General features: G+C 41.2%; 1 protein-coding gene. It reads left to right on the top strand.

What is annotated here, in order from left to right:
* Window positions 1-386, top strand: a 386-nt coding sequence (locus AB4486_RS24785; protein WP_372119343.1) for a type I restriction endonuclease, incomplete at both ends; no start/stop codon positions are given.

Below are 386 nucleotides of genomic sequence, written 5' to 3'. Positions count from 1 at the left end.
GGAGATACAAGGCTATGAGCTACGTATCCCTGACGGGATTCTTTACATCAATGGCTTACCTCTTGTGGTGTTTGAATTTAAGAGTGCCATTCGTGAAGAAGCGACTATCTATGATGCGTATAAGCAGCTAACCACTCGTTATGATCGAGATATCCCTGAACTATTCAAATACAACGCTTTGTGTGTGATTAGTGATGGTGTGAACAGCAAAATGGGGTCGTACTTTGCCCCATACGAGTTCTTTTACTCTTGGCGTAAAATTACGGGTGAAGAAAAGCTAGACAAAGACGGTATTGATTCATTGTTTACGATGATCAGCGGCTTGTTTAACAAGAAACGCCTTACTGATGTGATACGTCACTTTATCTACTTACCTGATACCTCAA

Source organism: Vibrio sp. 10N.222.55.C6 (assembly GCF_041473395.1).
GTDB classification, from domain to species: Bacteria; Pseudomonadota; Gammaproteobacteria; order Enterobacterales; family Vibrionaceae; genus Vibrio; species Vibrio crassostreae_C.
Note: the sequence above shows the minus strand (reverse complement) of the source record. Positions and strands in the feature narration are given on the sequence as shown.